The sequence below is a fragment of the Umezawaea sp. NPDC059074 genome (genome assembly GCF_042738955.1).
In the GTDB taxonomy this organism is placed as follows: Bacteria; Actinomycetota; Actinomycetes; order Mycobacteriales; family Pseudonocardiaceae; genus Umezawaea.
Genome location: NZ_JBHYHC010000132.1, coordinates 1 through 25,560 on the forward strand (window position 1 = coordinate 1; position 25,560 = coordinate 25,560).

At 72.6% G+C, this 25,560-nt stretch carries 27 protein-coding genes; 13 read left to right on the forward strand and 14 right to left on the reverse strand.

Annotation, left to right across the window (positions count from 1 at the left end):
• Nucleotides 1-92 precede the first annotated feature (92 nt).
• From lipA to ACFWW9_RS37585, 3 genes are read right to left on the reverse strand one after another with little or no spacing between them, the layout of a single operon-like run.
• A complete protein-coding gene (gene lipA / locus ACFWW9_RS37575) occupies nt 93-1,097 on the reverse strand; it encodes a lipoyl synthase (RefSeq protein WP_390387187.1) in 1,005 nt (334 codons plus the stop codon).
• A gap of 37 nt (nt 1,098-1,134) precedes the next feature.
• Nucleotides 1,135-2,055 (reverse strand): oxidoreductase, encoded by a 921-nt coding sequence (locus ACFWW9_RS37580; RefSeq protein WP_390387189.1) that lies wholly within the window; start codon nt 2,053-2,055, stop codon nt 1,135-1,137.
• A 22-nt stretch (nt 2,056-2,077) separates the two neighbouring features.
• The gene (locus ACFWW9_RS37585; RefSeq protein ID WP_390387190.1) at nt 2,078-2,521 is read right to left on the reverse strand and encodes a hypothetical protein; all 444 of its coding nucleotides are present in this window, start codon (nt 2,519-2,521) and stop codon (nt 2,078-2,080) included.
• A 132-nt stretch (nt 2,522-2,653) separates the two neighbouring features.
• On the opposite strand from ACFWW9_RS37585, the gene ACFWW9_RS37590 reads away from it, so the two are divergent.
• The 4 genes from ACFWW9_RS37590 (at nt 2,654) to ACFWW9_RS37605 (ending at nt 6,390) form a co-directional block, all read left to right on the forward strand.
• A complete protein-coding gene (locus tag ACFWW9_RS37590; protein ID WP_390387192.1) occupies nt 2,654-3,292 on the forward strand; it encodes a TetR/AcrR family transcriptional regulator in 639 nt (212 codons plus the stop codon).
• A 26-nt stretch (nt 3,293-3,318) separates the two neighbouring features.
• Nucleotides 3,319-4,245 (forward strand): LLM class F420-dependent oxidoreductase, encoded by a 927-nt coding sequence (locus tag ACFWW9_RS37595; RefSeq protein WP_390387194.1) that lies wholly within the window; start codon nt 3,319-3,321, stop codon nt 4,243-4,245.
• A 75-nt stretch (nt 4,246-4,320) separates the two neighbouring features.
• Nucleotides 4,321-5,046, forward strand: coding sequence for a hypothetical protein (locus ACFWW9_RS37600; protein ID WP_390387195.1), 726 nt, complete (start codon nt 4,321-4,323; stop codon nt 5,044-5,046).
• A 69-nt stretch (nt 5,047-5,115) separates the two neighbouring features.
• The gene (locus ACFWW9_RS37605) at nt 5,116-6,390 is read left to right on the forward strand and encodes a sensor histidine kinase (RefSeq protein WP_390387197.1); all 1,275 of its coding nucleotides are present in this window, start codon (nt 5,116-5,118) and stop codon (nt 6,388-6,390) included.
• On the opposite strand, the gene ACFWW9_RS37610 is transcribed toward ACFWW9_RS37605, so the two are convergent.
• The gene (locus ACFWW9_RS37610) at nt 6,379-7,017 is read right to left on the reverse strand and encodes a hypothetical protein (protein ID WP_390387198.1); all 639 of its coding nucleotides are present in this window, start codon (nt 7,015-7,017) and stop codon (nt 6,379-6,381) included. The genes ACFWW9_RS37605 and ACFWW9_RS37610 overlap by 12 nt on opposite strands.
• Nucleotides 7,018-7,151: 134 nt before the next feature.
• Here ACFWW9_RS37610 and ACFWW9_RS37615 point away from each other — a divergent pair, with 134 nt between their 5' ends.
• The 7 genes from ACFWW9_RS37615 to ACFWW9_RS37645 all read left to right on the forward strand — a co-directional run bounded on the left by ACFWW9_RS37615 (nt 7,152) and on the right by ACFWW9_RS37645 (nt 13,953).
• The gene (locus ACFWW9_RS37615) at nt 7,152-7,364 is read left to right on the forward strand and encodes a hypothetical protein (RefSeq protein WP_390387199.1); all 213 of its coding nucleotides are present in this window, start codon (nt 7,152-7,154) and stop codon (nt 7,362-7,364) included.
• 24 nt (nt 7,365-7,388) lie between these two features.
• Nucleotides 7,389-7,619: a hypothetical protein gene (locus ACFWW9_RS37620; RefSeq protein ID WP_390387201.1), complete on the forward strand. Its 231-nt coding sequence runs from the start codon at nt 7,389-7,391 to the stop codon at nt 7,617-7,619.
• Nucleotides 7,620-7,696: 77 nt separating this feature from the next.
• The gene (locus tag ACFWW9_RS37625) at nt 7,697-9,514 is read left to right on the forward strand and encodes an alpha/beta fold hydrolase (RefSeq protein ID WP_390387203.1); all 1,818 of its coding nucleotides are present in this window, start codon (nt 7,697-7,699) and stop codon (nt 9,512-9,514) included.
• Complete coding sequence (locus tag ACFWW9_RS37630) at nt 9,495-10,043, forward strand: hypothetical protein (protein ID WP_390387204.1); 549 nt, start codon at nt 9,495-9,497, stop codon at nt 10,041-10,043. Before ACFWW9_RS37625 ends, ACFWW9_RS37630 begins: the two co-directional genes overlap by 20 nt.
• Entirely contained in the window at nt 10,040-10,792 is a 753-nt protein-coding gene (locus ACFWW9_RS37635; RefSeq protein ID WP_390387206.1) for a class I SAM-dependent methyltransferase, read from the forward strand. The genes ACFWW9_RS37630 and ACFWW9_RS37635 overlap by 4 nt, the downstream gene beginning before the upstream one ends.
• The gene (locus tag ACFWW9_RS37640) at nt 10,785-12,518 is read left to right on the forward strand and encodes an ABC transporter ATP-binding protein (protein ID WP_390387207.1); all 1,734 of its coding nucleotides are present in this window, start codon (nt 10,785-10,787) and stop codon (nt 12,516-12,518) included. The genes ACFWW9_RS37635 and ACFWW9_RS37640 overlap by 8 nt, the downstream gene beginning before the upstream one ends.
• Nucleotides 12,519-12,537: 19 nt before the next feature.
• A complete protein-coding gene (locus tag ACFWW9_RS37645; protein WP_390387208.1) occupies nt 12,538-13,953 on the forward strand; it encodes a phytoene desaturase family protein in 1,416 nt (471 codons plus the stop codon).
• Here ACFWW9_RS37645 and ACFWW9_RS37650 read toward each other — a convergent pair.
• The 3 genes from ACFWW9_RS37650 to ACFWW9_RS37660 are packed head-to-tail and all read right to left on the reverse strand — an operon-like array spanning nt 13,950 to nt 16,544.
• The gene (locus tag ACFWW9_RS37650) at nt 13,950-14,741 is read right to left on the reverse strand and encodes an ABC transporter permease (protein ID WP_390387209.1); all 792 of its coding nucleotides are present in this window, start codon (nt 14,739-14,741) and stop codon (nt 13,950-13,952) included. The two genes, ACFWW9_RS37645 and ACFWW9_RS37650, sit on opposite strands and share 4 nt — an antisense overlap.
• A gap of 1 nt (nt 14,742) precedes the next feature.
• On the reverse strand, nt 14,743-15,531 hold the full coding sequence (locus tag ACFWW9_RS37655; protein ID WP_390387210.1) for an ABC transporter permease: 789 nt from the start codon (nt 15,529-15,531) through the stop codon (nt 14,743-14,745).
• Entirely contained in the window at nt 15,528-16,544 is a 1,017-nt protein-coding gene (locus tag ACFWW9_RS37660) for an ATP-binding cassette domain-containing protein (RefSeq protein ID WP_390387212.1), read from the reverse strand. Before ACFWW9_RS37660 ends, ACFWW9_RS37655 begins: the two co-directional genes overlap by 4 nt.
• A gap of 216 nt (nt 16,545-16,760) precedes the next feature.
• Between ACFWW9_RS37660 and ACFWW9_RS37665 the strand changes: the two genes are divergently transcribed.
• On the forward strand, nt 16,761-17,738 hold the full coding sequence (locus tag ACFWW9_RS37665) for a tetratricopeptide repeat protein (RefSeq protein WP_390387213.1): 978 nt from the start codon (nt 16,761-16,763) through the stop codon (nt 17,736-17,738).
• A 1-nt stretch (nt 17,739) separates the two neighbouring features.
• Here the strand turns inward: ACFWW9_RS37665 and ACFWW9_RS37670 are convergent, their stop codons facing one another.
• From ACFWW9_RS37670 to lpdA, 7 genes are all read right to left on the reverse strand, one after another.
• Nucleotides 17,740-18,222, reverse strand: a complete 483-nt coding sequence (locus ACFWW9_RS37670; protein WP_390387214.1) for an ArsR/SmtB family transcription factor — start codon at nt 18,220-18,222, stop codon at nt 17,740-17,742.
• On the reverse strand, nt 18,219-19,115 hold the full coding sequence (locus tag ACFWW9_RS37675) for a hypothetical protein (protein WP_390387215.1): 897 nt from the start codon (nt 19,113-19,115) through the stop codon (nt 18,219-18,221). Before ACFWW9_RS37675 ends, ACFWW9_RS37670 begins: the two co-directional genes overlap by 4 nt.
• A gap of 225 nt (nt 19,116-19,340) precedes the next feature.
• Nucleotides 19,341-20,084: a lipoyl(octanoyl) transferase LipB gene (lipB, locus tag ACFWW9_RS37680; RefSeq protein WP_390387216.1), complete on the reverse strand. Its 744-nt coding sequence runs from the start codon at nt 20,082-20,084 to the stop codon at nt 19,341-19,343.
• A complete protein-coding gene (locus ACFWW9_RS37685; RefSeq protein ID WP_390387218.1) occupies nt 20,071-20,679 on the reverse strand; it encodes a phosphatase PAP2 family protein in 609 nt (202 codons plus the stop codon). Before ACFWW9_RS37685 ends, lipB begins: the two co-directional genes overlap by 14 nt.
• Nucleotides 20,676-21,569, reverse strand: a complete 894-nt coding sequence (locus ACFWW9_RS37690) for a TIGR01777 family oxidoreductase (protein ID WP_390387220.1) — start codon at nt 21,567-21,569, stop codon at nt 20,676-20,678. The genes ACFWW9_RS37685 and ACFWW9_RS37690 overlap by 4 nt, the downstream gene beginning before the upstream one ends.
• Nucleotides 21,570-21,668: 99 nt before the next feature.
• A complete protein-coding gene (sucB, locus tag ACFWW9_RS37695) occupies nt 21,669-23,435 on the reverse strand; it encodes a 2-oxoglutarate dehydrogenase, E2 component, dihydrolipoamide succinyltransferase (protein ID WP_390387222.1) in 1,767 nt (588 codons plus the stop codon).
• A gap of 55 nt (nt 23,436-23,490) precedes the next feature.
• A complete protein-coding gene (gene lpdA, locus ACFWW9_RS37700; RefSeq protein WP_390387224.1) occupies nt 23,491-24,861 on the reverse strand; it encodes a dihydrolipoyl dehydrogenase in 1,371 nt (456 codons plus the stop codon).
• A 191-nt stretch (nt 24,862-25,052) separates the two neighbouring features.
• Here lpdA and ACFWW9_RS37705 point away from each other — a divergent pair, with 191 nt between their 5' ends.
• On the forward strand, nt 25,053-25,382 hold the full coding sequence (locus ACFWW9_RS37705; RefSeq protein ID WP_390387226.1) for an oxidoreductase: 330 nt from the start codon (nt 25,053-25,055) through the stop codon (nt 25,380-25,382).
• Nucleotides 25,383-25,560 lie beyond the last annotated feature (178 nt).

Sequence of the window (25,560 nt, forward strand, 5' to 3'; positions counted from 1 at the left end):
CCCCGCGCCGCCTGGCGGGGCGTCAACCCCCCCGCGTAAACCGGCCAGGTGGGCGGCTACAACGACAGAATTCCTGGCTCGTCGCGAGGACGCTAGCGGGGGGCGAGCAGCGAGCTGGCCTCCTGGGCCGCCGAACCGGCCTGGAGCAGGTGCTTCAGGTTCTCCGGCAGTTCCTCGCCGCGCTTTTCCACGGCGGTCGCGTACAGCCGTCCGGCGCGGTAGGACGAGCGCACGAGCGGTCCGGCCATCACGCCGGAGAAGCCCATGGCCTTGGCGTCGTCGGAGTGCGCGACGAACTCCTCGGGCTTCACCCAGCGCTCGACCGGGTGGTGCCGCGGCGAGGGCCGCAGGTACTGGGTGATCGTGATGATCTCGCAGCCCGCCTCGTGCAGGTCGCGCAGCGCCTGGGTGACCTCTTCCGGGGTCTCGCCCATGCCCAGGATCAGGTTCGACTTGGTGACCAGACCGAACTCGCGGGCCTTGGTGATCACCTCGAGGGACCGCTCGTAGCGGAACGCGGGCCGGATGCGCTTGAAGATGCGCGGCACGGTCTCCACGTTGTGCGCGAGCACCTCGGGCCGGGACTCGAACACCTCGAGCAGCTGCTCGGGCACGGCGTTGAAGTCCGGGATCAGCAGCTCCACGCCGGTGCCGGGGTTCAGCGCGTGGATCTGGTTCACGGTCTCCGCGTACAGCCACGCGCCGCCGTCCTCCAGGTCGTCACGGGCGACGCCCGTCACGGTGGAGTAGCGCAGGCCCATCGCCTGGACCGACTCGGCGACCCGGCGGGGCTCGTCGCGGTCGAGGTCGTCGGGCTTGCCGGTGTCGATCTGGCAGAAGTCGCAGCGGCGGGTGCACTGCTCACCGCCGATGAGGAAGGTCGCTTCGCGGTCTTCCCAGCACTCGTAGATGTTGGGGCAGCCCGCCTCTTCGCAGACCGTGTGCAGCCCTTCGCGTTTGACGAGGCTCTTGAGCTCCCGGAACTCGGGGCCCATCTTGGCCTTCGTCTTGATCCACGACGGCTTCTTCTCGATCGGCGTCTGGCTGTTGCGGACCTCGAGCCGCAGCAGCTTCCGACCCTCTGGTACCAGCGTCACAGCGGTCACCTTACGCTTTGCGCGCGCGTGTGCGGGGTCACGCCGGATCGGGCCGGACGCCGGTGAGCGTGGCCGTCAGGTCCCACAGCCGGTCCGCGGTCACGTCGTCCCGCGCGGCGGCCGAGCGCGAGGCGGGCTTGGGGTGACCGCGGGTCTCGCCGAGCTTGTCGGGCCCGTAGTAGTCGTTCTGCCGCACGCCGGGGGCCGTCGCCGCGTAGAGCTGCGGCAACACGCCCTTCTCGACGCTCTGGGTGGCCACCGCGTCCCACGCCCGCACGAGCCCGCCGAGCACCGCGCTGCCCTGCGACTTGGCGTGGTTGATCCCGAGGTTCGTGCCGGTCAGGCCGGGGTGGGCTGCGACGGAGGTCACGTCCAGGCCCGCGGCGTGCAGGTGTCGGGCCAGGGCGTTCGCGAACAGCAGGTTCGCCAGCTTCGACTGGCCGTAGGCGGGCCACGCCGAGTAGCTCCGGGCCTCGAAGTTGGGGTCGGCGACCTGGAAGCCGCCCATCTTGTGGCCGAGGCTCGACAGGGTCACCACGCGCGCGCCCGGCCGGGTGCGCAGCGCGGGCATCAGCAGCCACGTGAGCGCGGCGTGCCCGAGGTGGTTGGTGCCGAATTGGGTCTCGAAGTGGTCCACGGTCCAGCCGCGCGGCGTCGCCATCACGCCCGCGTTGTTCATCAGCACGTCGACCGCGTCACCGGTCCGCTCGCGCACGTCCGCGGCGGCCGCGCGCACCGACGCCAGGTCGGCCAGGTCCAGCGCCACGAGCTCGGCCTCGCCGACCGCCCGGACGCGCCGGAGCGCCTCCTGGCCGCGTTCGGGGGAGCGGCACGCCATCAGCACCCGCGCCCCCCTGGCGGCGAGCACCTCGGCCGAGCGCAGGCCCAGCCCGGAGTTCGCGCCGGTGATCACCACCGTGCGGCCGGTCTGGTCGGGGATGTCCGCTTCGGTCCACATGGGTCCACCTAACCAAGGTCGTCTAGGCGCGGCTGAGCAGCCTGTCCCGTGACGTTCGCACGGAGGGCTCCGACCGGATCAGCGCGAGGAACGCCGCGCCGATCCGGGCCACCTCGCGGGCGGGCTCGGACAGGTCGGCGAGACCGGAGGTCAACGCCAGCAGGCGCTCCTCGCGTTCTTGCGCCTCGGGGTCGGCGAGGTGGGCGTCCAGCACGGCGCGCAGCGCGGGCTGCTCGGCGGCGAGCGCCCGCCAGGTCGTGCGGACCGCGTCCACGCGGTCGTCGGAGTCGGCCAGCGCCACGCCCAGGCGGCCGGTGAGCTGCTGGAGCCACCGGTGGTGCAGGGCGAGCAGCAGTTCGTCGGCGTTCGCGAACGCGGCCCGGTCGAACTCCAGCGGGGCCGCCGGGTCGCGCCGGAGCACGGCGTCCAGGGCGTCGCGCCGTCGGTAGAAGTCGGTCCACCCCATCGTCACGCCTCCTCTCGGGAGTGAGCGGGTTCATACTCGGGGTCTTTCGCATACCGCCGGTATGGCCTGTCGAGGCGACCATACCACCGGTACGTACCCTCGGTATGTCGTACGGTTGTGAGCGTGGTGACAATGGGGTCGAGACGGGTCGAGTACTCGGAGACCACGAGGCAGGCGCTCGTGGACAACGCGGTGGAGCTGTTCACCAAGCGCGGCTACGCGGGCACGTCGCTCGACGAGGTCACCAAGCGCGCGCGGGTCACCAAGGGCGCGCTCTACCACCACTTCAGCGGCAAGCAGGCCCTCTTCGAGGCGGCGTTCGACGCCGTGGAGAACAAGTTCATGCGCAGGCTGGCGGAGATCGTCTCCGCGCCCGGCGACCCGTGGGAGACCGCCATCGCGGGCCTGCGCGCCTACGTCCGCGTCTGCCTGGAGCCGTCCTACCAGCGGATCGTGATCCACGAGGCCCCGGTCGTGATGGGCTGGGAACGCTGGCGCGAGGCCGAGGAGCACTTCAGCTACGGCCTGCTGCGGACCGCGATCGAGCTGCTGGTCGACTCCGGCGAGATCGAGGACATGCCGGTCGAGACCACCAGCAGGCTGCTGTTCGGCGCGCTGTCGGCGGGCGCCAGCACGATCGCGGCGGCGTCGGAGCCGAAGAAGGCCAGCGCCGAGGTCGAGCGGACCATCGTGCGGGTCGTCGAGGGCCTGCGCGTGCGCGGCGGCGAACCCGTGCCCGTTCCGCCCCGTGGACGCTCCCGCCGACACTAGTTCGCTCCGCGTACTACTTTGGAGCGGTGGAACTCCGGATCTTCACCGAGCCCCAGCAAGGGGCCTCCTACGACGACCTGCTGCGCGTGGCGCGGACCGCGGAGGACGCGGGCTACGACGCGTTCTTCCGCTCCGACCACTACCTCAAGATGGGCGACGGCGACGGCCTGCCCGGTCCCACCGACGCGTGGATCACCCTCGCGGGCCTGGCCCGCGACACCTCCCGCATCCGGCTCGGCACGCTGATGACCGCCGCCACCTTCCGGCACCCCGGCCCGCTGGCGATCAGCGTGGCGCAGGTGGACCAGATGTCCGGCGGCCGCGTCGAGTTCGGCTTCGGCGCGGGCTGGTTCGAGCGCGAGCACGAGGCCTACGGCATCCCGTTCCCCGCCGTCGGCGAGCGCTTCGACCGGTACGCCGAACAACTCGAGGTCATCACCGGTCTCTGGGCCGCCGACGGGCCGTACTCGTTCGAGGGCGAGCACTACCGGATCGTCGACTCGCCCGCGCTGCCGAAGCCCGTCCAGTCGCCCGTGCCGGTGCTGATCGGCGGGGTCGGCGCGAAGCGCACGCCCGCGCTGGCGGCCCGGTTCGCGACCGAGTTCAACCTGCCGTTCCAGGACTACGACACGGCGAACCGGCAGTTCGACCGCGTCGCCGCCCACTGCGCCGACATCGGCCGCGACCCGGCCGGGCTGACCCGGTCCGTCGCGCTCGTCCTGTGCGTCGGCCGCGACGACGCCGAGGTGGCGAAGCGGGCCGCGAAGATCGGCCGCGACGTCGACGAGCTGCGCGCCAACGGGCTCGCGGGCACTCCCGCCGAGGTCGTCGAGCGGTTGTCGCAGTGGCGGGAGAGGACCGGGGTCAGCCGGGTCTACCTCCAGACCCTCGACCTGGCCGACCTCGACCACGTCGAGCTCGTGGCCGCCGAGGTGGCGCCGAAACTCGCCTGACGACGGCTTTGAGATTTCTCCAAGGTCCGGTGGCTAGCTTCGGTTCCGCCAGCCATCCGGACCTTGGGGGACACGGTGCAGAACACGACCAAGCTCGGTTCGACCCTGGTGGGGCTGACCGTCCTGGTAGTGCTCGCCACACCCGCGACCGCCAGCCCCGAACCCCCGCACGCCGTTCCCGGCACGGGTTTCGAGCAGATGCCCGCCGCCCCCCGTTTCCCGCCGACGCCCGCGCCGCTCGCCACCGGGATCGACCAGACCGCCGTCGGCGGCGGGTACCGGCCGGGCGCGGCCGAGAGCTTCTCGCGCGGCGCCGACGGCGAGGTGCTGCACACCTACGACACCGGCACGGGCTGGTCGCCGTGGACGCCGATCGGCGACGAGCGGGTGGCGGGCGCGCCGAGCGGGGTCTACCGGCCGCGCACGCACTCGACCGAGGTCTTCGCCCGCGGCACCGACGGCAGGCTCGTCCACGCCGACAACCAGGGCGCGGACTGGTCGCCGTGGACCGCGCTCGGCGACCAGCGGTTGGCGGGCGACCCGCTCGTCGTGCACCAGCCGAACACCGGCGTGACCGAGGTGTTCGCCCGCGGCGCGGACGGCCGCCTGGTCCACGTCGACGACTCGGCGGGGGAGTGGTCGGCGTGGTCGGCCATCGGCGACTGGACGGTCACCGGCCCGCTCACGCCCGTGCACCGCGCCGACACCGGGACCACCGAGGTGACCACCCGCACCACCGACGGCCGCGTGCTCCGGGTGGAGAACGCGGCGGGCGGCTGGGCGATCTGGACGGTCGGCTAGCCGGGAATCCTTGCGCGCCAACGGCATCGGCGAGAGACCCGTCGACCCCGGTGGGCCGGGCCTGCGATCATGACCGCCGAGGGGGCGGACATGGTGGAGTACTCGAACGCGCCGCTGTCGTTGCGGGCGCGGGCGGCGTGGCGGCTGTTGTCCGGCGGGCCGCTGGGGTGGCGCGATCCGCAGTTCCTGGCGGCGAAACCGGTGCGGGAGCGGGCTTTCCGGCTGTTGGCGATGCTGCTGATCCTGCAACGCGCCAGCTACGTCGTCCCCGGCGTGGTCAGCCTGTTCGGCCCGGCGACGTCCTTCCGGAGCGTGCCGCTCAACGTCCTGCTGGTGGTGGGGGTGATCGGCTGGAACGCCGGGCTGGTGCTGAGCATCCGCCAGGCCGGGTGGTTCGGCACGCGGGCCGTCGTCTCGGACACGCTGGTGACCTCCCTCCTGATCGTGCTCGGCACGCTGAACGTCGTCGACCCCGCGCTGCCCGACGGCGTCGACTGGCCCACCCGGTTCGCGATGGCCAGCGCGGCGTTCCTCGGCGCGGCCATGCCCGTCCCGCGCGCGTTGCTGCTGGCGGCGATCCCCTTGGCGTCCACGGTGGTCGTGGTGGAGCTGACCACCGGGTCGGCGGCCGCGGTGTGGTCGACCGGGCACGTCAACTCGTTCGTGTGGTTCGGGGTGGTCCTGCACTTCCTGCGCCGCTACCTGATCGGGCAGGCGGAGGCGTTGCAGGACATGGCCGCGATGCGCCTGGCGGCCGAGACCCGGCGGCTGAGCGAGCGCGCGGTGTTCGCGGCCCGGATCGAGCACTACCGGGCGCTGCACGACACGGCGCTGTCCACGTTGACCGCCATCGCGCGCGGCGGGCTGGACCACCGCGAGGACGCGGTCCGGCAGCGGTGCGCCACCGCCGCGGACCTGGTGCGGCGGCTGATCGACCAAGACCTCAGACAGGCGTTCACCGCACTCGTCGACCGGCTGACCGCCGCCGTCGACCACGCGACGGGAATCGGTCTGCGGGTGCGGTTCCAGCACGACGGGCTGCCCGCCGACCTGCCGGGGCCGGTGGTCGACGCCGTCGCCGACGCGGCCGTCGAGGCGCTGAACAACGTGGCCAAGCACTCCGGCGGGACCGACGCCTGGCTGACGGCGTGGTGGGAGGACGACGTCCTGACCGTCCGCGTGGTCGACCGCGGGATCGGGTTCGACCTGGCGGCACGCGGGCGCGGGTTCGGGCTGCGCTGGTCGATCGGGTCCCGGATGGCCGACGTGGGCGGCGAGTCGCGGGTGATCAGCGAGCCGGGCGAGGGGACGTGCGTCGAACTGGAGTGGCGGTCAGTCCGGTGACCGGCGCAGGCCGTCCTCGCGGACCCGCTGGGCGAGGTCCAGCTTGGTGTAGGTGGCCCGGCCGAGCGCCTGGTACTTCGCCTTGACCCGGTCGAGGTACTTCTTCGCGGTCGCGGGCGCCACCCCAGCCTGTCGGGCGGCGGCGGTCATCGTCATGCCGGTCGCGTAGGCGAGCAGCACCGAACGCTCCTGCTTGGACAGCACCGGCCTGTTCGGCCGGGTGTCGCGGCTCCAGGCGAACGCCAGCTCGGGGGAGTGGGCGCCGCCGGTCTCGGCGATCTCGCGGATGGCCGTCGCCAGCGTGGACAGCGCGTGGTCCTTCGACAGGTAGCCCGCCGCTCCCGCGCTGACCACGTCCAGGTCGTGGCCCCACCTGGGCATCACGCTCATCACCAGCACCCGGTGGCCCGCCTCGACCAGCCGCCGGACGTTGACGACCGGGTCCGACCCGTCGGCCAGCATCAGGTCCAGCAGCACCACGTCGGTCGGCGGGCCCGCCGCCAGCAGCTCGTCCACCGTCGCCGTGGCGTGCTCGACGCGCAGGCCGGGATCGGCGGCGAACCACGCCGTCATCCCGTCCAGGAGCATCCGGTCGTCGTCCACCACGGACACCGACACCTGCGTCACGTCGCCCCCAGCCCCGCGCCTTGTAGCGCCACGCGCCCGCCCTGTCAATACAGCCTAACTGGGGTCGTGACGGGACAGCGCTCCTCGGCTGAAGATCACGTCGTCGGTTTTCCCACCCCTGAAAGGAGTTGAGCGTGAAGACGCTCATCGACCGCACCAACGCCGTGTCGGCGGACCTGTTCGGCGGCCTGGACGAGACCACGTCCTCGACCGCCCCGACCTGCACCTCGCCGGTGCTGGCCACCCCCGCGGCCGTCGTGTGGGGCGTCATGGTCGCCGCCGCGGCCGTCCAGGCGGGCTACGTGTACGGCGCCGTCCACGGCGGCACGTCCCCCACGCCCTCCTAGCCACCGACGTTCGAGGAGAAACCGATGAAGTCCTTGCTGGACAAGACGAATGCGGACCCGGTCCTGGCCGGGGTCCGGGTCGACAGCACCACGCCGCTCACGATCACCGGCGCCACCCCCGTGCTCGCGACGCCCGCCGCCGTCGTGGGCTTCGCCGCGGGGGTCGCCGTCGTGTCCGGGCTCGCCGGGGCGTTCGCGGCCGGTGCCGCGGCGGGCCGGGCGGCCATCGGCGGCACCGTGCCGAAGCCGCAGTAGCGGGAGAACCAGCGCGTCGGACCGGTGCGTCCCGTGCGCACCGGTCCACCCTCCACCCCACCCGAAGGTGACTCCACATGGGACTGCTGACCAGGCTCCTCCGGCCGAGGGCGCTCGACCCGTCGGCGGTGGTCGCCGCGACCGAGCGGATCGGCTCGATCACCCACCTCGTGTCCAGCCTCGAGTACCTGGCGCGGGAACGCGACCAGGACTGGGGAGGACCCAACAACTGGGCGGTGACGCGGGCGCGGCACCACGCGGTCTCGCCCCGGTACGGCAAGGTCCTCGACGTCATCGCGGACCGGCGGGTCACCCGCGCGCTGCACGTGGCCAGGGTGGTCGCGGCCGTGTCGCTGTGGGCGCCGCTGCCCCGCGGGGCGAAGACCGCGGCCAACGGCGTCCTGTCGGCGAGCCAGGTCGCGCTGTACGCGCGCCACCTGTACGGCTCCGACGGCGCGGACCAGGTGTCGTTCCTGGTGCAAGCCTTGGCCACCGCCGCACGCGCCGGGCAGCGCAAGCCCGCGGTCGTCGACGCGTGCCTGTGGTTCATCGCGCTCCAGTCCGTGCTGTCCTACACGGTCTCCGGCTGGGCGAAGCTGCCCAGCGACACCTGGCGCAGCGGCCGGGCGCTGCCGGGGATCACCCGCACCAGGACCTACGGCGACGAGCGGGTCTGGAAGGTGATGAGGGACCACCCGAGGCTCACCCGGCTGGCCGCGCACGCCGTCCTGGCCCTGGAGTGCGGCTTCCCGCTGGTGTTCGTCGCGGGCGGTCGGCTCGCGCCGCTGTTCCTCGGCTCTGCGGGCGCGTTCCACCTCGTCAACGCCCGCGTCATGGGGCTGGGCCGGTTCTTCTGGTCGTTCGCGTCCACCTACCCGGCCGTGCTGTACGCCAGCGGCCGCGACCCGCGTCGGGACGACACGCTGCCGAAGGTGTGCCTCGCGCTGGTCGGCGGAGCCGTGGCGGCGAGCCAGGTCGCACGGGTGCGGCGGGCCGCGAAGGTCGCCGCCGGGCGCGGTGACGAGAGCGCGGTGACCGCGTCGTCCGGCAACGTCCTGTCCTACCGGCGGTTCGGCGCGGTGGGCGCGGACCGGCCGGTGCTGGTGTTCGAGAGCGGGATGGTCGCCACCACCGAGCACTGGGAGTGGATCACCCGCCACCTCGGCGCGGACTTCGAGGTGGTCACCTACAACCGGGCCGGGTACGGGCCCAGCGCCTACCGCGGCGGCCGGGACTACGACCTCCGCACCGCCGTGGCCGACCTGACCGACCTCGTCACCGCCACGACCGGCGGACGGCGGTGCGTCCTCGTCGGGCACTCCCTCGGCGGATACCTCGCGATGTGCGCCGCGCGCGACCTCGTCGACGGCGGCACACCGGTCGAGGCCTTGGTGCTGATCGACGCCAGCCACCCCGGCGAACTGGCGCGCTCACCCGCGCAGGCACGGGGCGCCGAGGGCCTGACCAGGGCGCTGGACCTGATGCCGTGGTCGCTGCGGGTCGGGCTGGGCGTGCTGCTGAAGCGGCCGTCCTGGGTCGACCGGATGCCCGCCGAGGTCCGCGACCTCGTCCTGGCCCACTACCGCGACCACCGGATCTGGACCGCGGCGACCCGCGAGTGGCGGGCGACGAGGGAGCACTTCGAGGGCTTCGACGGCGTGCTGCCCGAGCCCGGCGCGCCGCTGCTCGTGATCAGCGCGGGCGCGACCGTCGCCGTCGACCCGGTGCACGGGGAGCTGCACGACGAGCTGGCCGCCACCGCCGCGGGCTCGCGCCGGGCCGTGGTGCCCGACTTCGACCACGACCAGGTCCTCACCGACCCCGTCGGCGCGGGCCGGGTCGCCGAGCTGATCACCACCTTCCTGGAGGACCGCCATGCGCTCGCCACGCCTTGACGGGTGGACCGGCCTGCTGGCCGCCGGGCTCGCCACCTGGTTCGGGGTCACCGTCGCCAGCCAGCACCCGAACCCCGTGTTCGACCGTTTCCGCGAGTACGACGTCACCGGGTTGGCCATCGCGAACTGGCGGTTCTTCGCCCCGGAACCCGCGCAGCACGACTTCCACCTGCTGCACCGGGTGCTCGGCGCGGACGGGCCGAGCCCGTGGGCGCTCACCGTGGAGATCCCGGAACGCTCGTGGCGGCAGGCGGTCTGGTTCCCGGACCGCCGGAGCGACAAGGCGCTGTTCGACGTCTGCCACGAACTGCTCCGGCACCTCGGGATCCCCGGCGTCGACCTCACCGGCACCTCGGCCTACCGGGTGCTGAGCGATTCGGTCGAACGCCGCGTGCGCGCCGAGCACCCGGACGTGAAGGGGTTCCAGTTCGTCATCGCCCGCAGCGCGGGCTACGACGAGGAACCGGACCCGGACTACCTGCTCGTCTCCCCGTTCGTGCCCCTGACCGACGGAAAGGCCGCCGCGTGATCGCCGACATCGGCTACGGCACCCAGTTCGCCCGCTTCTACGACAAGCTGTTCCCGTCGGGTCCCGACGCCGAGTCGGCCGCCGGGTTCCTCGCCGCCCGGCACACCGGCGGCCCCAGCCTGGAGTTGGGCGTCGGCACCGGCCGGATCGCGCTGCCGCTCGCCGCGCGCACCGGCGCGGTCGTCGGCGTCGACTCCTCCACCGAGATGCTGGCACTCCTCGACGCCCGCGTCGCCGAGTCCGGCCTGCCGGTGACCGGCGTGCACGGCGACCTCCGCGACCACGCCGACGACACCGCGTACGGCCTCGTCTACTGCGTCTGCGGCACCCTCTCGATGCTGCTCGACGCGGCCGACCAGGCCCGTGCGGTGCGGGCGGCGGCGGCCCGGCTCGCACCGGGCGCGACCCTCGTGGTCGAGACCCACAACCCGGCAGTGGCCCGCGCGCTCAACCAGGGCCGGGCACGCGACTCGTTCTTCGTCCCCTATCCGGGACGCGACACCGGCCTGCTGTCCTACTCCACGGTGGACGAGGTGGCCAAGGTCTGGCGGTTGGCGCACGTCTTCTTCGACGACGGCCGCGCCACCATCGCCCAGGAGGCGAGCAGGCTGACCGACCCGGAGGAGGTCGACGCGTACGCCGCCGCGGCGGGGCTGACCAAGGTCGGCCACTACGGCGACTGGTCCGGCACGCCGTTCACCGGGGTCGAGCCGATGGTCGTCAGCGAGTACCGGGCGTCCGATGCCTGAGACGACGGCGACGACCCTGCGGGTGTTCGGTGAGTACCTGCGGCCGTACCGGGGCGGGCTGGTGTCCGGCGCGGCGCTGCTGGTGGCCTCCAGCGCGCTGGGACTGGTGCAGCCGCTCGCCGCCCGCGACGTGATCGAGGCGCTGGGCGTCGGCACCGGCCTCGCCCCCGCTCTCGTCCGGCTGACCGTGCTCGTCCTGCTGGCCGCGGTCGCGCTCGGGGTCGGCGACTACCTGGTGCTGCGGGCGGCCGAGGGGGTCACGCTCGCGGGCCGGGTCGGGCTGGTCCGCCGGGTGCTCCGGCTGACCGTGCCCGCGATGCGCACCCAGACCCCCGGCGACCTGCTCGCCAGGGTCGCGTCGGACACCTCCGTGCTGCGCCAGGTGGCGAGCCAGGCCGTCGTCCAGGTCCTGACCGGGGCGGTGATGCTGGTCGGCGCGCTGGTGCTGATGGGCACGGTCGACCTGGTGCTGCTCGGTTCCACGGCCGCCGTGGTCCTGGTCGTCGTCGTCCTGATCATGGGCGTGATGCCCCCGATCCGGCGTGCGGCCCTGCGGGCCCAGGAGTCTCTCGGCGGGCTGGTGGGGGCGCTCGAACCGGCGCTCGGCGCGTTCACCACGGTCAAGGCGTCCGGCGCCGAGTCCGCCGAGCTGGCCAGGGTCGAGGAGGCGGCGACCACCGCGTACCGCCAGGGGGTGCGGCTGGCGACCTGGGGCTCGGTCGCGGGCACCGCCACCGGACTGGCCGTGCAGGTGGCGTTCCTGGTCGTGCTGGGCGTCGGCGGCGCGCGGGTGGCGAGCGGGGCGATGCCGGTGGCCGACCTCGTCGCCTACCTGCTGTACGTCGCCTACCTGACAGCTCCGCTGATGCAGATGATCGGCGCGGGCACGATGCTCCAGGCGGCCAGGGCGTCCGTCGGGCGGATCACCGAGATCGCGGCCCTGCCCTCCGAGCCCCTCGACGTCGTCCCCCCGGCCCCGGCCGGGCCGGGCGCCGCGGAGGTGGTCCTCGACGGTCTCCGCTTCACCTATCCGGGACGGGACACGCCCGCGCTCGACGGCGTGGACCTGCTGGTCGAGGCCGGGTCGTTGACCGCGGTCGTGGGACCGTCCGGCTCGGGCAAGTCCACGGTGTTCGCGCTGATCGAGCGGTTCTACCAGCCCGACTCGGGCCGGGTGCTGGTCGACGGCCGCGACGTCGCCGACCACGACCTCGCCGCCCTGCGCGCGAGCATCGGGTACGTCGAGCAGGACACCCCGGTCCTCGGCGGCACCCTGCGGGAGAACCTCGCGTACGCCACGCCGGGCGTCGGCGACGCCGAGCTGCGGGAGATCATCCGGACGACCCGCCTCGACGACCTGCTCGACCTCCTCGGCGGCGACCTCGACGCGCCGATCCTGCACCGCGGCGTGTCGCTGTCCGGCGGGGAGCGGCAGCGGATCGCGATCGCGAGGGCGCTGCTGCGCAAGCCCCGCCTGCTGCTGCTGGACGAGGCCACGTCCCAGCTCGACGCGGTCAACGAGGCGGCGCTGCGCGACGTGGTGCGGGACGTCGCCGACGCCGGGACGACCGTCGTCGTGGTGGCGCACCGGCTGTCCACGGTGCTGGCCGCCACGCGGATCGTCGTCCTGCAGGACGGGAAGGTGCGCGCGGTCGGGACGCACGACGACCTGGTCCGCACCGATGATCTGTACGGTCGGCTGGCCGCCGGGCAACTGGTCGGCTGAACGAAGTGGACGGTGGGCGATGAGCGGCGTGGACGCGGTCGTGGTCGGGGCGGGCCCGAACGGGCTGGCCGCCGCGGTGGTGCTGGCCGAGGCCGGGCTGCGGGTCGAGGTGTTCGAGGCCGCCGACACCCTCGGCGGCGGCGCGCGGACGGTCGAGGCGACCCTGCCGGGGTTCCGCCACGACGTCTGCTCCGCGGCGCACCCGATGGCGCTCGCGTCGCCGTTCTTCCGCGAGTTCGACCTCGCCGCGCACGGGGTGCGGATGCTCGTCCCCGAGGCGTCCTACGCGCACCCGCTCGACGGCGGCCGGGCCGGGGTGGCGTGGGTGGACCTGGAGCGCACGGCCGACGGGCTCGGCGTCGACGGGAAGGCCTGGCGGCGGCTGTTCGGCCCGCTCGTGCGCGACTGGGAGGGGACGACCGGGTTCGCCATGTCCGACCTGCGCCGCCCGCCGTCCGCGCCGGTGACGGCCGCCCGGTTCGGCCTGCGCGTGCTGGAGCAGGGGAGTCCGCTGTGGAACGCCCGGTTCTCCGGCGACCTCGCCCCGGCGCTGCTGACCGGCGTCGCCGCGCACGCCGTGACCCCGCCCCGCCGACTCGCCCCCGCCGGGGTCGGGCTGCTGCTCGGCGCGCTCGCCCACGGCGTCGGCTGGGCCGTCCCGGAGGGCGGCAGCCAGGCGATCGCCGACGCCATGGTCGACGCCGTCACGAGCCGCGGCGGCGTCTTCCACACCGGCCACCGGGTCACCGACCTCGCCGAACTCCCCCCGGCGCGGGCGACGCTCCTCGACGTCACGCCGCGCGCGCTGGCCGGGATGGCGCGGTGGCCCGCGGGCTACGAGCGGGCGCTGCGCCGCTTCCGCTACGGCGCCGGGGCCTGCAAGGTCGACTACGCCCTGTCCGGCCCGGTGCCGTGGGCGAACGCCGACTGCGCCCGCGCGGGCACGCTGCACCTGGTCGGCAGCCGCGAGGAGGCGGTCGCGGTCGAACGGGAGGTCGCCGCGGGCCGCCACCCCGACCGGCCGTACGTGCTCGTGGTCCAGCCCGGCGTGGTCGACCCGACCCGAGCCCCGGCGGGCGCGCACACGCTCTACGCCTACGCGCACGTGCCCGCCGGGTCCACGCTGGACGTCGGCGCCGCCGTGACCGCCCAGATCGCCCGGTTCGCCCCCGGCTTCCAGGACCTGGTCCTCGCGAGCACGGTCACGACGGCCGCGGAGTCGGCGGTGGAGAACCCCAACCACGTCGGCGGCGACATCGCGGCGGGCGCCGTGACGCTGCGGCAGACGGCGTTCCGGCCGGTGCCCCGGTGGAACCCGTACGCGACCCCGCGCGACGGCGTCTACCTCTGCTCGGCGTCGACGCCGCCGGGGCCCGGCGTCCACGGGATGTGCGGGTACCGGGCCGCCCGGCACGCGCTCCGGGAGCGCTTCTAGTTGCCCGCGCTCTCGTAGCGGCGCAGACCGCGGGAGAACACCACCAGCGCGATCCCGACGCAGTAGACGGCCACCAGCGGGGTCAGCAGGCCCAGCCACGGCGTCGACCCCGCGTTCATCAGGAAGCTGATCGGGAACGTGCTGATGAACGCGAACGGCACCACGAACCCCAGCGTCGCCTTGAGCGCCAGCGGGTAGACGCTCAACGGGAAGCGGGCCAGCTCGCCGACCTGGTGGACGGCCATCGCGAACATCGGGCTCGGACCGGACAGCCAGAACGAGATCGAGTTCGTGGCCAGGTTGACCGCCACCTTGATGAACACCGCGCCCAGCAGCAGCACGACCGCCAACAGGACCATCAGCACCGACCAGTCGACGTCCACCCGCGTCAGCGCGACCGTGAGCATCGCCCCGCCGGTCACGATGTTGGTCAGCCCGTTGATGCCGACCTCCGCGCTGGTCACCTGGAGCACCACCGGGTACGGCCGGACCAGCGCGTAGTCCAGCGTGCCCTCGTTGATGGCGTTCGACAGCCGCCAGGTGCCCTCGAAGAAGAACGAGCCGACGCCCTCGGCGATGGCCATCATCGCGAACATCGCGACCACGGCCCAGAACGACCAGCCGTTGAGCGACGGGACCTTCGCGAACACCGCGGCCAGGAACACCAGGTTCACCACCTGCATGAGCACGGTCGCGACCGCCATCACCCAGAAGTCCGACTGGTACTCGAGCAGCGCCCGCAGGTGCAGCCCCAGGAACCGGAAGTAGAGCCGGATCACCCTCAGCACGTCAGCCCCCGTTCACGGTCAGTTGCCGGAGAGCGCTGCGCCACAACAGCTTCGCGCCGTACCAGAGCAGCACCACCCACCCGAGCTGCACCGCGACCAGCAGCGCGGCCTGCGCGCCGTCCACGCGGCCGATGAGGATCAGCCCCGGCGTCGAGGTCATCCCGGCGAACGGCGACCACGAGGCCGCCGTCGCCAGCCAGCCCGGCAGGTAGGCGAGCGGCACCAGCGCGCCGGAGAACAGGTTCACGATCGCGACCCGCGCCCACTGCACGCCGATGAAGTTCTGCGTCCAGAACGACGCCAGGCTGGCCAGGTACACGACGAGGAACTTCAACGGCACCAGCAGCACCATGCTGGCGACGAACAGCGCCAGCTCGTCGCCCTCTGGCAGCGGCAGCGGCCCGGAGACGGCCACCGTCACCCCCACGACGCCGAGCACCACCAGCGCCTCGATCCACACCGCGCCCAGCGCCTCGGCGAACCGGGCCTCCTGGTACCGCACGGGTTTGACGAGGTCCAGCGCGACCAGTCCACTGTGGATCCGGAACGACATCCGGAAGTCCGCCAGCAGCCCGACCAGCGCGCCGGAGGCGAACGCCACCAGCAGGTAGCCGCGCATCTGCGGCCAGGTGAAGCCGTTGACCGCCGACCCGTCCTCCAGCAGCACCCGCCACACCGCGAGCAGCGCCACGAGCTGGAACCCGACCCCGAACAGGCCGAGCAGGAACGACATCCGGTAGGTCAGCGCGTTCTTCGCCGACGTCCTGGCCAGCGCCCAGTAGCCCCTCACGACGCGGAGTCGGTGGTCAGCAGGAGGTCGCCGGAGTAGACCCGGCGGATCACGTCCTCGATGCCCGGCTCGTCGATCCGGAAGTCGACCACGGTCGCCACACCGCTCACCGCGGCCACGGCCTGACCGGCGGTGAGCGCGAACCGGTCGAAGCGGATCGCGTGCCACAGCGGCGTTTCCCCCGCCGTGACGTCGGTGCCCGGCAACGCGGCCCGCACCAGCTCGGGGTCCACGCGCTCCTCGGTGCTCACGTGCAGGATGCGCTCGCGGGCGAACTCGTCCTTCACCGCCTTCAGGTCACCGTCGAACACCAGCCGACCCTCGTCGATGATCACCAGCCGTCGGCAGAAGCCCTCGATGTCGGCCAGGTCGTGGCTCGTGAGCATCACCGTCGTGCCCTCGTCGCGCAGCTCCCGGAAGAACTCGCGCACCCGGTCCTTCACCGACAGGTCCAGGCCGATCGTCGGCTCGTCGAGGTACACGACCTCCGGCGCGTGGATCAGCGCGGCGACCAGGTCGGCCCGCATCCGTTGGCCCAGCGACAACTTCCGCCCGGTCACGGGCAGCAGCTCGCCGATGCCGAGCACCTCGTCGAACCGCTTGAGCCGCTGCTCGTAGGTCGCCCGGTCCACGCCGTACAGGTCGCGCAGCACCGCCAGCGAGTCCGCCACCGGCAGGTCCCACCAGAGCTGCGTGCGCTGCCCGAACAGCACGCCGATCTGGTGCGCCACGGCCATCCGCTCGCGCTGCGGCACCCGCCCGCCGATCCGCACCTCGCCGGACGTCGGCTCCAGGATCCCGCTGAGCAGCTTCACCGTCGTCGACTTGCCCGCGCCGTTCGGCCCGACGTACGCGACCGCCTCGCCCGCCTCGATGGCCAGGTCGACGTGGTCGACCGCCACCTTCTCCACGTACTTCCTGGTGACCAGGTGCCGCAACGACCCCGCGAGCCCCGGTGGTTTGTCCGGCCTCCGGAACACCTTCGTCAGCTGCCGTGCCTCGACCAACGCCATGAGAGTTCCCCGATCGCTCGCCGCCCACCCAGTAGCGGGGCGAAAGACCGCAGTCTGGAGAGATTTCCGACGCGGTGTCAAACCCTTATCAGCGAAGGGAAATCCGCCCGCGCGCCGCGGTGGCCGGACCGGTCGTCCGGTTCGTCGACCTCGTCGAACCGGTCGTCGGCGGGACATCGCTCGACCGGTGAACCGTCGCGTGGCTACCCTTCGACGGTGGCGAATCCTTCAGCGGCAGGGGAAGTCGAGCTCGCGCGGGTGATGGCGCACTGCGGCGGACGCCCGGTCGACGCCGTGGAGTTCCTGGTGGGGGCCATCGCCTCCCAGCCATCGGCCCCGGAGCCCTACGCGGCGCTCGCCGAGCTGTGGCGGGACCGGCGCTCGGAGGTGGACGAGGGGCTCCGGCGGAAGGGTTCCCTGAGGGCCGGTCTGGCCCAGTCGTACTTCTTCTTCCTGGACGGGGAGGTCGACGACGCGGCGATGGCGCTGGGGTCGGTCACGGGCGCGCGGCCCGACGTGGCGTGGGGCGCCGCTCCCTGGTTCGGCGACGCGCGCTTCCTCGACGCGGTGAGCGCCGAGGCGCTGGCGGAGGCGTGCCTGCGGACGCTGGACCACGGCCCGCACCTGGACACCGACGAGGCGCGGCACCGGTTCGAGCCCTGGTTCCACGCCGTCGACGTGGTGTCCGCGCGGAGTCCCGTGCCGGAGGCGTTGGCCTCCATGTCCCGGCTGCCGAGGGCCTGCGGCCGTTACGAGCTGGCGCTGGCCCTGTGCGACCGCGCCGACGCCGTCGAGCGGGTCTTCTGGACCGCGGTCGCCCGAGGGACCACCTGGCGCGTGATGGGCGACCTGGACCGGGCCGTGGCGGCCTTCGAGGACGCGCTGACCCTGGACCCGGACAACTGGTCCCTGCACCTCGACCTCGCCGACCTGCGCGCCGACCAGGGCGACTTCGCCGCCGCCGTGGACCTCGCGGACCGGGGTCTGGTCCACGAGCCGGACGAGGTCTCCCTGCGCGCGGCGGCCGCCGCCTACCGCGCCCGCCTGTCCGGAACGCCCGACGACCTGCGGGCGCTGGTCGAGTTGGCTCCGGACCTCGAGAACCCGGCCTACCGGGAGCGGCTGGTCGACCTCGCGTGCGCGGGGCCGGGGCTGTCCCCCGACCTCGTCGCCGAGGCGCTCCGCGTGCGCTGACCTACCGGAGCTGCCCCGCCACGTCCGACGCGGCGGTCAGCAGCACCAGCACGGGCACGATCGCGGTGGCGCGCAACCGGTAGCTGCCGCGCTTGTCCTGCTCCACGACGCCGGACGACGTGAGCGTCTTCAGGTGGTGGTAGAGCTGACCGGTCGACCCCAGCCCGGCCGACTCCTGCAACGCCGACCCCGGTTTCGGGCCGTCCACGAGCAGCGAGCGCACGATGCCCACCCGCACGGGGTGGGCCAGCGCGGCGAGCACGTCGATCGGGCCGCGGTCCGGGAGGCCCAGCACGCGGTCGGCCTGCACGTCGATGTGCCGCCGGACCTCGCCGCCGCCCAGGGTGACCAGGCCGCGGTAGGCGATGTGACCGCCGCCGTCGTCACCCAGGGGGAGTTCGACGGTCGCCCGGTCGTCGCCTTCGAGCGCGGCTACGCGCAGTTCCAGTTCGGCCAGCCTCCGTGCCACGTCCACCGTGGTCATCCTACGAGAGTCTCCCGGAGTTCTCGCAGCGCAGCCGGGTCGAGCAGTGCGTTGAGCGTGAGGTCGAAGAGGTCACCGGCCTGAGTGGACAGCCGTCCGTCGACCTCCTCGGCGAGCAGCACGCCGGTGCCGATCCTCCCGTCCTCCCACCGCACGGCGCAGGCGACCGTCAGCGCGCCGGGCAGCGAGCCGCCCTTGACCCCGATCGCCCGCACGCCGGGAGGCAGGGCGCCCGTGAACGCGCGTTCCAAGTGGACTCGTGCGGCGGGGAACCTCCCGCTCGCGATCGAGCTGTGCAGGCTGTGCAGGTTCGCTGCGGAGCACCGTGCCGTCCGCCGTGCCCACGGCCGCCGCCCGTCGGAGGTGGCCGGGATGTTGGGCGACCGGCCGATGATCTCCAGCTTCAGCTTCGGGTCGTGCAGGGCCTGCGCCATGAGGGCGTCGCCGACCTGCTTGCGCCGGGCCGGGTTCGCGGGCGCGCGGCCGGGCAGGACCAGCATCAGCGCCTCGCCCCCGAGGGACCGGACGTCCGCGGCGGGCCAGCCGGAGCGCACCGCCGCCGCCCGGAGCGTCGCGTCACCGACCCGCGTCCGCACGAAGTCCGCCGCGGCGTCGTCGCCGTGCAGCACGGCGGCCTTCACCAGGTCGTCCAGCGCCACGAGCCGGTCGGGGTCGTCGGCGGTGCGGCCGTTGGCGAACGGGATCCCCAGGTCCGTCAACGCCGCCTGGTGGGCTCCGCCGTCCAGACCGAGGTGGTAGGCCTCCCAGTCGCCGACGCGCACCCGCTCGTCCGGCTTCACCCGGCCCTGCTCGACGGCGAGCGCGTAGCCCGCCGCGTGCACGGCCGTGACGGCGGAGCCCAGGATCCGCTCCCGCTGGGCCCGATGGTCCAACCGACCTCCGCGTCCGTCGTCGAGGACTGCTCCGACGTGGTCGCGATTTCCGGCGAGCCAGGTTTCCCACCCTTTCGGCTCTGCCACGGCCTGCCCGGAACCGATCACCATCGAGGCGCCGACCACGCCTGTCGCGGCGAACACCTGTCGTCGGGTCAAGAGCACGACAATTCCCCCTCTGGTTATCCGTAATTCCGGAATACTAGAGGGTCCGAGGCTCGCTTGTCAGCCGGTTCGCACGGCGAACGTGATCCCCGCGGCGTTCGGCTCACGCCGTTCCACCACCCGGTCGGTCAGCCGCAGGCTGCCGTCCAGCGCGGCCACCACCGCGTCGCGGGCCATCGGCAGCACCTCGGCCACCGTCACGTCCCGGTCCAGCTCCCGCGACAGCGACGCGACCCCGGCATCCCTGATGCCGCAAGGGATGATGTCGTCGAACGGGGCCAGGTCGGCGTTGCAGTTGATCTCGAAACCGTGCATGGTCACGCCCCGCTGCACGCGGATGCCGATCGCCGCGATCTTGCGCTCCGGGCCCCGGTCGTCCGCCGCCAGCCACACGCCGCTGCGCCCGTCCACCCGGCCCGTGCGCACGCCCAGCTGGTCGCACACGTGGATCAGCGCCTGCTCCAGCCTGCGCACGTACTGCACGACGTCCATCGGCTCGGTCAGCTCCACGATCGGGTAGCCGACGAGCTGGCCGGGACCGTGCCAGGTGATCTTCCCGCCGCGGTCCACGTCGATGACCGGGATGTCGCTCTTGACCGGCCGGTCGGCTTCTTCGGTGCGCCGCCCGCAGGTGTAGACGGAGTTGTGCTCCAGCAGCAGGAGCGTGTCGCCCGCGGTGCCGTCCGCACGGGCGTTGGCGAGGTCTCGTTGCAGGTCCCAGGCGGCCAGGTAGTCGATGGTGCCCAGTTCGCGCACGTCGAAGGGGTGGCTCGAGGTGCGGCAGGAAACGTCAGGTCCGGTCACGTCCCGAGATTACTCCCGGACGGACGAGCCCCAGTGCGAGACCGGCGAGCAGACCGACACCCACGACGGCCGACACGGCGCCCGCGGTGTCGGTGAACCAGTGCATGCTCAGCACCACCCGGCTGGCCGCCGTCAGCGCCACCGCGGTCACGGCCAGGACGGCCGCCGTGCGCACCCACCGGCGGGCGTACCAGGCGCACGCCACCACGGCCGTGAACGCCAGCGCCGTCACGGCGGTCACGTGCCCGCTCGGGTAGCTCCACTTCGGGAAGTCGATCGGCCGCACCCGCCGGTAGGCGTACCGGACCAGCACCGTCGCCCAGCACAGGCCGAGCAGCACGCCCAGCCGGAACACCAGGAAGTCCTTGCCCAGCCACGACCGCACGGCCAGCCCCAGCAGCGCGATCGTGGCCAGGCCGGGGCTGAGCACGAAGCTGATCCACTCCGCGACGACCGTCAGCGGACGGGTGTGCAGCGGCTCGTAGGCGTTCAGCCGGACGTCCAGCGCCGGGGCCTCGTCGCGCACGAAGACGCCGAGCGCCGTCGACACCGCGACGAGCAGCAGGCCGAGGAGGACCAGGTGGCCCCGGCTCAACCGTTGACCGCCGCCGACACCGCGGCCCCGAGAGCGGGGTGCAGGAAGTGGAACCCGTTCGACTCCAAGGCCTTCGGCACGGCCCGCTGGCCGATCAGGACGCCCTCCTCAGCGAACTCGCCGAGCACGGCCTTCAGCGCGAAGCCGGGCACGACCCACGGCGTCGGCCGGTGCAGCACGTGGCCGACGGTCCGGGTGAACTCGGCGTTCGTCACGGGGCTGGGCGCGGTCAGGTTGACCGGGCCGCTCACCGAGTCGTGCTCCACCGCGAAGCGGATCGCGGAGATGGCGTCGTCCAGCGAGATCCACGGCATGTACTGCTCACCGCTGCCGAGCTTGCCGCCCAGGAAGAACGCGAACAGCGGCCGGATCCGGCCGAACAACCCGCCAGCGGGACCGATGACCAGCCCGGTCCGCAGCCGCACCACGCGCACGGCGGGAGCCTGCTCGGCGACCGCGGTGGCGGCCTCCCACTCGCGGCACAGGTCCGCCAGGAACCCGGTGCCCGGACCGCGGGTCTCGTCCACCACGTCGTCGCCGGTGTCGCCGTAGAACCCGATCGCCGACGAGTTCACCAGCGTCGGCACCCCGTGCTCCACGACCGCGGCGGCCAGCACCTCGGTCGGCACGGTCCGGCTGTCCCGCAGCACCTGCTTGCGGGCGTCGCTCCAGCGCTTGTCCGCCACACCCGAGCCGCACAGGTTCACCACCGCGTCGACGCCGTCGAGCGCCCCCGCGTCGAGCCTGCCCGCGGGCGGGTCCCAGCCGCGCTCGTCGGGGGCGGCGGGCGTCCGCCGCACCAGCCGGAGCACCTCGTGCCCCTCGCCGCGCAGCGACGCCACCAGACTGGTACCGATCATCCCGGACGAACCGGCGATCACGACGCGCATGGGTTGATCGTCTCCCAAGGGTGGGGTTCGTGCACAGCAGGGGACATGTGCCGAAGCCCCCGGTGCGAGTCGCACCGGGGGCTTCGTCGCGAGCGGGACCTACAGGCCGAGATCGGCCTCGAACGCGCCCTCTTCCAGGCGGTTCTTGATCGTGGTGAGGAAACGACCGGCGTCGGCCCCGTCCACCAGGCGGTGGTCGTAGGTCAGCGCCAGGTACGCCATCGACCGGATGGCGATGTTGTCGTCGCCGTTCTCGTCGGTGATGACCACGGGGCGCTTCTTGACGACGCCGACACCCAGGATGCCGACCTGCGGCTGCTGGATGATCGGGGTGTCGAAGAGCGCGCCGTTGCTGCCCAGGTTCGTCAGCGAGAAGGTGCCGCCGGACAGCTCGTCCGGGGTGACCTTGTTGGCACGGGTCCGGGCCGCGAGGTCGGCGATGTTGTGCGCCAGACCGGCCAGGTTGAGGTCACCGGCGTTGTGGATGACCGCGTTGAGCAGGCCGCGCTCGGTGTCCACCGCGATGCCGAGGTGCTCGGCGCCGTAGTAGGTGACCTCCTTGGCCTCCTCGTTGATCGAGGCGTTCAGCTTCGGGTGCTGCTTGAGCGCCTCGACCGTGGCCTTGGCGAAGAACGGCAGGAACGTCAGTTTGACGCCCTCGCGCTGCTCGAACGCCGCCTTGGCGCGGGTGCGCAGCCGGGCGATCTTGGTCACGTCGACCTCGAACACCTGGGTGAGCTGCGCGGACATCTGCAGCGACTCGCGGGTGCGCTGCGCCACGATCTGGCGCAGGCGCGGGAGCTTCTGCGTGCTGCCGCGCAGACCGCTCTGGTCCGCGGCGGCCGGAGCGGCGGCGCGGGCGGGAGCGGCGGCAGCGGCCGGAGCCGGAGCGGCGGGCGCGGGAGCCGGGGCCTTCTTGGCCTCGACCGCGGCCAGCACGTCCTGCTTGCGGATGCGGCCACCGACACCGGTGCCGGTCAGCGAGTTCAGGTCGATGCCGTTCTCCGACGCCAGCTTGCGCACCAGCGGCGTCACGTACGGGGTGCCGTTGGACGACTCCTCGGACGACGACGCGGCGGGAGCCGGAGCGGCCTGGGCCGGAGCCGGAGCGGCGGCCGGAGCCGCAGCGGGCTTGGGAGCCTCCTGCTTGGGGGCTTCCTGCTGCTTCGGGGCCTCCTGCTTCGGCGCCTCGGGAGCGGGCGTCGGCGCGGGAGCCGGAGCGGAGGACTGCGCCGGGGAACCGGACCCGATCACCGCGAGCTGACCGCCGACCTCGACGGTCGAGTCCTCGGCCGCCGTGATCTCCAGGACGGTGCCCGCCACGGGGGAGGGGATCTCGGTGTCGACCTTGTCGGTGGACACCTCGAGCAGGGGCTCGTCGACCTCGATGGAGTCGCCGACCTGCTTCAACCAGCGGGTGACGGTGCCCTCGGTGACGGACTCGCCCAGAGCGGGCATGACGACCGGGGTGCCGCTCGCCGAACCGCCGCCGTTGTCGGAAGGCGCGGGCGCCTCCTCCTTCGGGGCCTCGGCGACAGGCTCGGGAGCCTGCTCGGGCTGGGCTTCCTCGGCAGGGGCTTCCTGGGCAGGGGCTTCCTGAGCGGGAGCGGGTGCCGCGTCGCCACCGGAACCGTCGCCGATCACCGCCAGTTCGGCGCCGACCTCGACGGTCTCGTCCTCCTGGGCGACGATCTTCTGCAGGACCCCGGCGGCGGGCGACGGGATCTCGGTGTCGACCTTGTCGGTCGAGACCTCCAGCAAGGGCTCGTCGACCTCGACCCGGTCACCCTCCTGCTTCAACCAGCGGGTGACCGTGCCCTCGGTGACGCTCTCGCCGAGTGCGGGCATTTGGACGGAGAAGGCCATCGTTCGCTGACTCCTCGTGCTTGAGTTGCAGGTTCGGCTGACTTGTTTGCGACGGTCAGCCGTGCACGTGCAGCGGCTTGCCGGCCAAGGCGAGGAAAGCCTCGCCGAGGGCTTCTGTCTGGGTCGGGTGGGCGTGGATCAGCGGAGCCACGTCCTCCGGGAAGGCCTCCCAGCTGTAGATCAGCTGGGCCTCGCCGATCAGCTCGCCGACGCGCTCGCCCACGAGGGTGATGCCGACGACCGGACCGTCGGGCGCCTTGACGAGCTTGACGCCACCGGCGGTCTTGAGGATCTGGCTCTTGCCGTTGCCCGCCAGGTCGTAGATGAAGGTCTCGACCGTGCCGTACTTCTCCTTGGCCGCGGCCTCGGAGAGACCGACCGAGGCGACCTCGGGCTTGCAGTACGTGACGCGCGGGATGCCCGCCTCGTCGATGACCTTCGGGTTCTGCCCCGCGATCTCCTCGGCGACGAAGATGCCCTGCTGGAAGCCGCGGTGCGCGAGCTGCAGGCCGGGCACGATGTCGCCGACGGCGAACACGTTCGGCAGGTTGGTGCGGAGGCGCTCGTCGGTGAGGACGAAACCGCGCTCGGTCTTGACGCCCGCCTCCTCGTAGCCGTGGCCCGCGCTGTTCGGGCCGCGACCGACGGCCACCAGCAGCAGGTCGGCCTCGAGGACGTCACCGGACTCCAGCGACACCGACACACCCGAGTCGGACTGCGTCGCGCCGGTGAACCGGACCCCGGTCTTGAACTTGATGCCGCGCTTGCGGAACGCGCGCTCGAGCTGCTTGGACGCGTAGTCGTCCTCGGCCGGGACCAGTCGCGGCAGCGCCTCGACGATGGTCACCTCGGCGCCGAACGAACGCCACACGCTGGCGAACTCCACCCCGATGACGCCGCCGCCCAGGACGACGACCTTCTCCGGGATGAAGTCCAGGTTCAACGCCTGGTCGCTGGTGATGACCCGGCCGCCGATCTCCAGACCGGGCAGGCTCTTGGCGTACGACCCGGTCGCGAGGACCACGTTCTTGCCGGTGTAGCGGTCGCCGTTCACCACGACGGTGTTCGGGCCGACGAACGTGCCCGCGCCCTCGACCAAGGTGACCTTGTTGGCCTTGGCGAGACCCTGCAAACCCTTGTAGAGCTTGCTGATCACCCCGTCCTTGTACGAGTTGACGCCCGCGATGTCGATGCCCTCGAGCGAGCTCTTGATGCCGAACTGGTCGCCCTCGCGGACGTTGTCCGCGACCTCGGCCGCGTGCAGCAGAGCCTTCGTCGGGATGCAGCCGCGGTGCAGGCAGGTCCCCCCGAGCTTGTCCTTCTCGACCAGGACGACGGACAGACCGAGCTCAGCCGCGCGGAACGCGCAGGCGTAGCCGCCTGAGCCGCCGCCGAGGATCACGAGGTCGGCGGAGGTGTCGGTCACTTCGAACTCCTCGACAGTGGTGAACATGCCTTGCATCCGCGCGGGTGCGCGCGGGTACTCAAGTCATCTTGTCACTAGCTCGGACCAAGCGGCGACGGGGCCTCGATCGGGTGTCCCTTCCGGACGATTTGCCACCTGCTTCACGCCGGTGCCGGCACCATGGGAGGACAGGTCTCTCAGGAGGTGGCCCCGTGGGGCTCTTAGATCGTTTCCGCAGGAAGCCCAAGCCGGGAGTGCTGCGCGCCGCGACGTCGACCGACACCGGGCACCTGGAGGAGTGGGCCTCGGCCCGCCACGGCGTCGAAGCCTTCGTCGAACCCAAGACCACCGTGACGGAAACCACCGTGGTGCTGGTCGCACACGACGGCGAGTGGACCCGGCGACGCGTCGACGGCACGGAAGCGGCGAAGAAGTTCGCCCGGAAATTGGGCATGCCCATTTACGACGCGGGCATCGTGGGATATCCGCAGCGGATGAGGGACTACACCGCACGGCAGAAGAAGCGGCCGAACGCGCTGTGACATTGCCGCTGCTCCGCAGACGGCGGCTCGGCCGCCTGGAGTCGGCAGTTCGTGCCCCGATTTTTTCTAGCGGGGCAGAGACTTCGTCCCCGCCCCGCTAGAAAAAATGGTGACCAGACCTACCGACGCGGCCTCGCGCGGTAGTCACCCTGGTGGGAACGTGAATACGAATAAGGTG

What these genes read in the sequence shown, in the direction of transcription:
- ACFWW9_RS37580 (WP_390387189.1), bottom strand. Translation starts at nt 2,055, where the DNA reads ATGTGGACCGAAGCGGACATCCCCGACCAGACCGGCCGCACGGTGGTG.
- ACFWW9_RS37585 (WP_390387190.1), bottom strand. Translation starts at nt 2,521, where the DNA reads ATGGGGTGGACCGACTTCTACCGACGGCGCGACGCCCTGGACGCCGTG.
- ACFWW9_RS37590 (WP_390387192.1), top strand. Translation starts at nt 2,654, where the DNA reads ATGGGGTCGAGACGGGTCGAGTACTCGGAGACCACGAGGCAGGCGCTC.
- ACFWW9_RS37605 (WP_390387197.1), top strand. Translation starts at nt 5,116, where the DNA reads ATGACCGCCGAGGGGGCGGACATGGTGGAGTACTCGAACGCGCCGCTG.
- ACFWW9_RS37620 (WP_390387201.1), top strand. Translation starts at nt 7,389, where the DNA reads ATGAAGTCCTTGCTGGACAAGACGAATGCGGACCCGGTCCTGGCCGGG.
- ACFWW9_RS37625 (WP_390387203.1), top strand. Translation starts at nt 7,697, where the DNA reads ATGGGACTGCTGACCAGGCTCCTCCGGCCGAGGGCGCTCGACCCGTCG.
- ACFWW9_RS37630 (WP_390387204.1), top strand. Translation starts at nt 9,495, where the DNA reads ATGCGCTCGCCACGCCTTGACGGGTGGACCGGCCTGCTGGCCGCCGGG.
- ACFWW9_RS37640 (WP_390387207.1), top strand. Translation starts at nt 10,785, where the DNA reads ATGCCTGAGACGACGGCGACGACCCTGCGGGTGTTCGGTGAGTACCTG.
- ACFWW9_RS37645 (WP_390387208.1), top strand. Translation starts at nt 12,538, where the DNA reads ATGAGCGGCGTGGACGCGGTCGTGGTCGGGGCGGGCCCGAACGGGCTG.
- ACFWW9_RS37660 (WP_390387212.1), bottom strand. Translation starts at nt 16,544, where the DNA reads ATGGCGTTGGTCGAGGCACGGCAGCTGACGAAGGTGTTCCGGAGGCCG.
- ACFWW9_RS37670 (WP_390387214.1), bottom strand. Translation starts at nt 18,222, where the DNA reads ATGACCACGGTGGACGTGGCACGGAGGCTGGCCGAACTGGAACTGCGC.
- ACFWW9_RS37690 (WP_390387220.1), bottom strand. Translation starts at nt 21,569, where the DNA reads ATGCGCGTCGTGATCGCCGGTTCGTCCGGGATGATCGGTACCAGTCTG.
- sucB (WP_390387222.1), bottom strand. Translation starts at nt 23,435, where the DNA reads ATGGCCTTCTCCGTCCAAATGCCCGCACTCGGCGAGAGCGTCACCGAG.